The organism is Methylibium sp. (assembly GCF_013817365.1).
Lineage (GTDB): Bacteria > Pseudomonadota > Gammaproteobacteria > Burkholderiales > Burkholderiaceae_C > Methylibium.
On record NZ_JACDCU010000239.1, the window covers coordinates 1 to 6309 of the forward strand.

The 6309-nt window shown below is 68.2% G+C and carries 7 protein-coding genes and 1 pseudogene; 4 read left to right on the plus strand and 4 right to left on the minus strand.

Translation table 11 applies throughout. The features are described 5' to 3' along the window. Positions 1–312: pseudogene (locus H0W38_RS14230) on the plus strand (excinuclease ABC subunit A); the annotation flags it as partial. Here H0W38_RS14230 and H0W38_RS14235 read toward each other — a convergent pair. Then, positions 288–689 (minus strand): DUF1810 domain-containing protein, encoded by a 402-nt coding sequence (locus H0W38_RS14235; RefSeq protein ID WP_292455166.1) that lies wholly within the window; start codon positions 687–689, stop codon positions 288–290. The pseudogene H0W38_RS14230 and the gene H0W38_RS14235 overlap by 25 nt on opposite strands. Before the next feature lie 111 nt (positions 690–800). Here H0W38_RS14235 and H0W38_RS14240 point away from each other — a divergent pair, with 111 nt between their 5' ends. Beyond that, the gene (locus H0W38_RS14240) at positions 801–1682 is read left to right on the plus strand and encodes a pirin family protein (RefSeq protein ID WP_292455168.1); all 882 of its coding nucleotides are present in this window, start codon (positions 801–803) and stop codon (positions 1680–1682) included. 158 nt (positions 1683–1840) lie between these two features. On the opposite strand, the gene rsgA is transcribed toward H0W38_RS14240, so the two are convergent. Both rsgA and H0W38_RS14250 read right to left on the minus strand, forming a co-directional pair. Then, complete coding sequence (rsgA, locus tag H0W38_RS14245) at positions 1841–2767, minus strand: ribosome small subunit-dependent GTPase A (protein WP_292455171.1); 927 nt, start codon at positions 2765–2767, stop codon at positions 1841–1843. 33 nt (positions 2768–2800) lie between these two features. Next, positions 2801–4069 carry a M48 family metallopeptidase gene (locus H0W38_RS14250; RefSeq protein ID WP_292455173.1) on the minus strand — a complete coding sequence of 423 codons (1269 nt, stop codon included), beginning with the start codon at positions 4067–4069 and terminating at the stop codon, positions 2801–2803. A gap of 55 nt (positions 4070–4124) precedes the next feature. Here H0W38_RS14250 and orn point away from each other — a divergent pair, with 55 nt between their 5' ends. Continuing rightward, the gene (orn, locus tag H0W38_RS14255; protein ID WP_292455177.1) at positions 4125–4700 is read left to right on the plus strand and encodes an oligoribonuclease; all 576 of its coding nucleotides are present in this window, start codon (positions 4125–4127) and stop codon (positions 4698–4700) included. Between the two features lie 12 nt (positions 4701–4712). On the opposite strand, the gene H0W38_RS14260 is transcribed toward orn, so the two are convergent. Then, complete coding sequence (locus H0W38_RS14260; protein WP_292455179.1) at positions 4713–6077, minus strand: CHASE3 domain-containing protein; 1365 nt, start codon at positions 6075–6077, stop codon at positions 4713–4715. A gap of 104 nt (positions 6078–6181) precedes the next feature. Here H0W38_RS14260 and H0W38_RS14265 point away from each other — a divergent pair. Further along, on the plus strand, positions 6182–6309 hold a 128-nt coding region (locus tag H0W38_RS14265), incomplete at its 3' end, for a response regulator transcription factor (protein WP_367162127.1).

Genomic DNA, 6309 nt, shown 5'->3' on the forward strand with positions numbered 1-6309 from the left:
GGCGCCACGCTCTACGTGCTGGACGAACCCACCACCGGCCTGCACCCGGCCGATGTGGACAAGCTGCTGGCGCAATTGCAGGGGCTGGTCGATGCGGGCAACACCGTGGTGGTGGCGGAGCACGAACTCCACGTGGTGGCGCAGAGCGACTGGGTCATCGACGTGGGGCCCGGGGCGGGGCACGAGGGCGGGCGGATCGTGGCGTGCGGGACGCCGGCGGTGGTGAGTGGGGTGGATGAGAGTCGGACGGGGGTCTATCTGCGGCAGGTGATGGGCAGAGACGGTGCTCAAAGCAGCTCGACAGTTCGCTGATCCGTCTCCCCGCCGTAGTACCGCGCGAGCACTCGCCCGAACACTTCCGCTTCGGGTGCGACGGCCGCAAACAGCGTCATCGACGACCTCAGCTTCAGGTCGTCCGGCGAGCCGAAAATGTCATGGGCCGTGCGCTCCTCGATGGCCAGCACGAGTTCGCAGCATTCCCTGAGCCGCGCTCCCAGCACCGGGTGCCGCGCATACGCCACGGCCTCAGCCCGGCTCGCGATGCCGTAGTGCAGGGCCGTGCTGCTGCGGCCGAGCGCGCGCAGTTGCGGGAAGACGAACCACATCCAGTGCGTTGTCTTGTGCCCGGCCCTGAGCTCCGCTGTCGCCGCCGCGTACACCGGGGCTTGAGCGGTGATGAAGCGCTCCAAGTCGAAGGGGTAGTCCACAGTGCAATGGTGCGCCTTCCGGCGCGATGCCGGTCACCGGCGTAGGCTTGCAGTGGCCCCGACGATCCCCAACTGCATGCAAAGGAGGCCGAAATGAAGAAGATTCTGAGCCGCCACGGCGGCACGCGGCCCCACTGGGTGGGCGACGGTTTTCCCGTGCATACGCTCTTCTCTTACGACTCGCTCGGCCGCCAGGCGAGCCCATTCCTCATGCTCGACTACGCCGCGCCCACCGAGTTCGCGCCGGGGCAGGCCGACAAGCCGCGCGGGGTGGGCCAACATCCGCACCGCGGCTTCGAGACGGTGACCATCGTCTATCAGGGCGAACTGGCGCACCGCGACTCCACCGGCCAGGGCGGCCTCATCGGCCCGGGCGACGTGCAGTGGATGACGGCCGGCGCCGGCATCCTGCACGAGGAGTTCCATTCGCCCGCCTTTACCCGCTCGGGCGGCAGGCTCGAAATGGTGCAGCTCTGGGTCAACCTGCCCGCGCGCGACAAGACGGCCGCGCCCGGCTACCAGACCGTGCTCGACCACGACATTCCCGCCGTGGCGCTGCCCGGCGAGGCCGGCACCCTGCGCGTGATCGCTGGCAACTACGCCGACCACCGCGGACCGGCCCGCACTTTCACGCCCATCGACCTGTGGGATCTGCGCCTGTGCGCGGGCGGCAAGGTCGAGCTGCCCGTGGCCGAGGGCCGCGCCGCTGCGGTGCTGGTGCTGCACGGTTCGGTGGGTGTGAACGGCGCACCGTCGGTGGGCGAGGCGCAGATGCTGCTGCTCGACCGGGCCGGCGCCGGCGTGACGCTGGAGGCCGAGCGAGAGGCCACCGTGTTGCTGCTCAGCGGTGAGCCGATCGACGAGCCCATCGTCGGCCATGGCCCCTTCGTGATGAACACGCAGGCCGAGATCGAGCAGGCCATGGTCGATTTCCGCAGCGGCCGTTTCGGGCAGATTGCGGCGGCGCGCGGCTGAAACGCGAGGAGCGGGCCCGATCTTCTAGCGGCGGGGATGGAGCTTCCTGCGCTGCTACGGCTCTCTCGCGCATTGGGCATTGAGCCCACTGCGCTCGCCATCGCCTTCGCTGTCGATCCCCATGCTGCGCATGGGGCCCCTCTTGACCGCTGCGGCTCTTACCACCGCGTGCGCGTCATCTCCTCCAGCAATTCGCCATGAATGCGCCAGCGGCTCGCGCTGACCTCGCCGCGCTCAACGGCAGCGATCACCGCGCAGCCCGGCTCGTGCCGGTGGGTGCAGTTGTAGAACTTGCAGCCGCCGGCGTGTGCGCGCAGGTCGGGCATGTAGGCCGGGAGTTGCGCGGGCTCGATCTGCTGCAGACCGAAGCCCTGAAAGCCCGGGGAATCGATCAGCGCGCTGCCGCGCTCGGCGTCGAGCCAGTACCACTGCGTTGTCGTCGTGGTGTGGCGGCCCGAGTTGAGTGCCTGCGAAATTTCGCCGACCTGCGCCTTGGCATTGGGCAGCAGCGCATTGATGAGCGTGCTCTTGCCGGCGCCCGAGGGGCCGAGCACGAGCGTCGCCTTGCCGTCCAGGCGCGGTTGCAGAACAGCTTGCGCGGCGTCGAAGCCCTGGGCGAGCGAGAGCTCGAGCACCTCGTAGCCCATGGCGCGGTAGGGGGCGAGGCGCTCGCACTGCACAGCCGCGCCGGGCAGGTCGATCTTGTTGAGAACGATGGTCGCAGCGATGTCGGCCGATTCGGCAGCGATCAGCGCGCGCGCGAGCTGCGATTCGCTGAACACCGGATCGACCGCGAACCACACCAGCAGCTGATCCAGGTTGGCGGCGAAGGATTTCGTCTTCCACTCGTCTTGCCGGAACAGCAGGTTTCGACGCGGCTCGATGTGCTCGATCACGCCTTCGCCCAAAGCGCCGCCGCTCCCTTGCGAGATGGATTGCCAGCGCACGCGGTCGCCCACGACGCAGGCGCTTTTCTTGCCGCGCGGATGGCAGATCAGGCGTTTGCGCTCGGGGGTTTCGACGATGTAGTGGCGGCCGTGGCCGGCGACCACCAGGCCCGAGTCCAACTCGACCGGCTGGGTCAAGTGCTTGTCCTCATCGCGGCCACTGCGTTGCGATCAGGCAAGCGCGCCCATCGCCGCCAGCCGCTCGCCGGCCGGGGGGTGCGAGTAGTAGAAGCGGACGTAGAGCCGGTCGGGCGTGAGGGTCGAGGCGTTGTCTTCGTAGAGCTTGAGCAGGGCCGCGCGGAGGTCGCTCGCGCTGGTGTGCCTGCAGGCATACGCGTCGGCTTCGAACTCTTGTTTGCGCGACAGGCCCGCGAACAGCGGCGCCACGAAGAAGCTGAACACGGGCCCGGCGAGCAGGAAGAGCAGCAGTGCCAGTGCGTCGTTGGGCGCGGCGAGGTTGGGCGCAACGCCCAGGCCGCCGTAGAACCAGACCTGCTGCGAGAGCCCGCCCAGCAGCGCGAAGCCGGCCAGGCTGATCGCAAACATGCCGACGATGCGCTTGATCACGTGCCGGTGCTTGAAATGGCCCAACTCGTGCGCCAGCACCGCCTCCACCTCGGGCGGGGAAAGCCGCGACAGCAGCGTGTCGAAAAACACCACCCGCTTGGCCGCGCCGAAGCCCGTGAAATAGGCGTTGGCATGCGCCGAGCGGCGGCTGCCGTCCATCACGAACAGGCCTTTGGCCGCAAAGCCGCAGCGCGCCATCAACGCTTCGACCCGTGCCTTGAGCGCGCCGTCCTCGAGCGGCTGGAACTTGTTGAACAGCGGCGCGATGACGGTCGGGTAAAGCACGAGCACCGCGAGGTTGAAGCCGACCCACGCGCCCCAGGCCCAGAGCCACCAGCTCGGTCCGGCCGCGCCCATGAGCCACAGGATCAGCAGCGCGATCGGCCCGCCGAGCAGCACGGCCACCGCGACGCCCTTGGCCTGGTCGGCGAGCCACAGCGCCGGCGTCATGCGGTTGAAGCCGTGGCGCGCCTCCAGGCGAAAAGTGCTCCAGGCATCCATGGGCAACTCGATCAGGCCGCCGATCACGGCAAAGGCGGCGAGCAACGCGAGCTGGTAGCCCAGGTCGCCGAGCGCAGGCTGCGCTGCAGCGAGCAGCCAGCCATTGAGTGCGTTCAGGCCGCCGAGCAGCGTCCAACCGAGCAGCACCGCGCTACCCAGCGCCAGGCTCACCAGGCCAAAGCGCAGCTTTGCCAGGGTGTAGTCGGCGGCGCGCTGGTGGGCGGCCAGGCTCACGGTGGCGGTGAAGGCCGCGGGCACGGCATCGCGATGCAGCGCCACATGGCGGATCTGGCGGCTCGCGAGCCACAAGCGCACCAGCAGGCTGGCAAGCAGGAAGCCGGCGAAAACGAGCGTGAGCGTGGTGGAGGACATGTGCGGGCGAGTTTAAGTGTTGACCGACAATCGCCCGCTCTGAAAGGACTCCCCGATGACCGACCTCGCCGGCACTGCGCCGCTGCTCGCCAGGAGCGACCAAAACCTCGTCTGGATCGACCTCGAGATGACCGGGCTGTTCCCGGCCACCGATTGCATCATCGAGATCGCCATCGTCGTCACCGATGCCAACGTCACGGTGCGTGTCGAGGGCCCCGTGTTCGCCATCCACCAGAGCGACGCGAAACTCGACGCGATGGACGCCTGGAACAAGGGCACGCACGGCCGCAGCGGGCTGATCGATCGCGTGAAGGCCTCGACGATCGACGAGGCCCAGGCCCAGGCCAGGGTGATCGAGTTCCTGAAGGCCTATGTGCCTTCGGCCAAGTCGCCGATGTGCGGCAACTCGATCTGCCAGGACCGCCGCTTTCTCGCCAAGGACATGCCCGAACTGGAGGCCTTCTTCCACTACCGCAACCTCGACGTGAGCACGCTCAAGGAGCTGGCACGGCGCTGGAAGCCCGGCATTCTGGAGGGCTTCAAGAAGGCCCAGGCGCACACGGCGATGGCCGACATCCACGAGTCGATCGACGAGCTGCTGTACTACCGCAAGCACCTGCTGGCTGTTTGACGCCTCGCGCTGTCAGGCGCTTGCTCGCGACTGTGCCGGCACACTCGGCAGCCAGGCCGTCAGCAGCGTGCCGCCGCCCGGCTTGGCGTCGATCTCCATGCGGCCGCGCTCGGCTTCGACACGGTAGCGCATGCCCACCAGGCCATGCGCGCTGCTGCGCACCACCGCAGGGTCGAAACCCTTGCCGTTGTCGCGCACGCTGATCGCCACGCCGCCGTTGCCCGGCTGGAGCACGACTTCGACACGCTCGGCCTTCGCATACTTGGCGATGTTCGTCAGCGCTTCCTGAACGAAGCGGTAGACCGTCAGCTCGCCGTCGGGGGCCAGCTCGACCGGCTCCAATGTCGCCTGCACTTCGAGCCCAGAACTCTTGGCGAATTCGCGCGTCAGGATGTCGAGCGAGGCGAGCAAACCCAGGTTGCCGAGCGCCGACGGCCGCAGGTCTTCGATGATCCGGCGCTTCAGGGCGATGCCGCTGTTGAGAACCTCGTTCAGATGCGCGATGCGCTCGCGCGCTTCCGGGCTGATCGCCGGCAGGCGCGACTGCAGGCGAGCGACATCGAGCTTGGCCGAGGTGAGCAAGGCACCGAGTTCGTCGTGCAGTTCGCGCGCCAGGAGGCTGCGCTGATTTTCCTGCGAGGTCTGCAGATAGCCCGCCAGCTCGGTGAGCTGTGCGGTGCGCTCGCGCACCTCGAGGTCAAGGGTGTCGCGTTCGGCTTCGAGCACCTCGCGCTGGCGCTCGCGCAAGGCGATGACCTGACTTGCCTGGCGCAGATAGAAATAGAACGCCAGCACGCTGAGCATCGTCATCGTCGCCACGCCGATGCGGCTGACCAGCAGCGAGCGGCTGACCTGGGCCTGGTGCGACTGCAGGCGGGCGCTCTCGACGAGCGCGAGGCCTTCCGCCTGCTGGCGGAGCTGTTCCTGGGTCTCGCGGCCGATCTCCGATTCGATCACCGCTCGCCAGGCGTCTTCGCGGCCGTCGCGGCGCGCCTGCACGGTGACGTCCATTTCGGAGATCTTGGTTTCGACCAGTCGAGCGAGCCGCGCGAAATCGCGCACCTGCGCGCTGCGAGCGGGGGCCGAGTAGAAGCGCGTCATGCCGAGCAGCAACTGGCCGATCGATTGCGTGGCTTCGGCGAAGGGTTTGAGGTAGTCGGTGCGGCCGGTCAGCAGGTAGCCGCGCTGACCGCTCTCGGCATCGACCATGAGGCGCAGCAGGCGTTCGACTTCCAGGCGCACGTCGTAGGCGTCGGTGGTGTCGCGCAGCGCCGTCTGCGAACGGTGATAGGACAGCTCGCCGAACAGCAGCAGCGACAGGGCCGCGATGAGGGCGAGCGGAAAGCTCAGGACGGCGGCGCGGCGGCGTGGGGTCATGGTGGGGGAAGGCGAACGGCGGTAATCGCGAGGGGAAGATGCAGCTTCTGCTCACCGGGGGGCACCTAGAATCGAGGCCTGTTGCGCCTTGCGGGTGAGTGTTCATGCCGGTTCGTATCGTGATCGTCGACGACCACGCCATCGTGCGGGCCGGCCTGCGGCAGTATCTCGCCGAGCAGGTCGATCTGCAGGTGGTGGGCGAGGCGGCCAGCGGCCGCGAGGCCCTCGAACT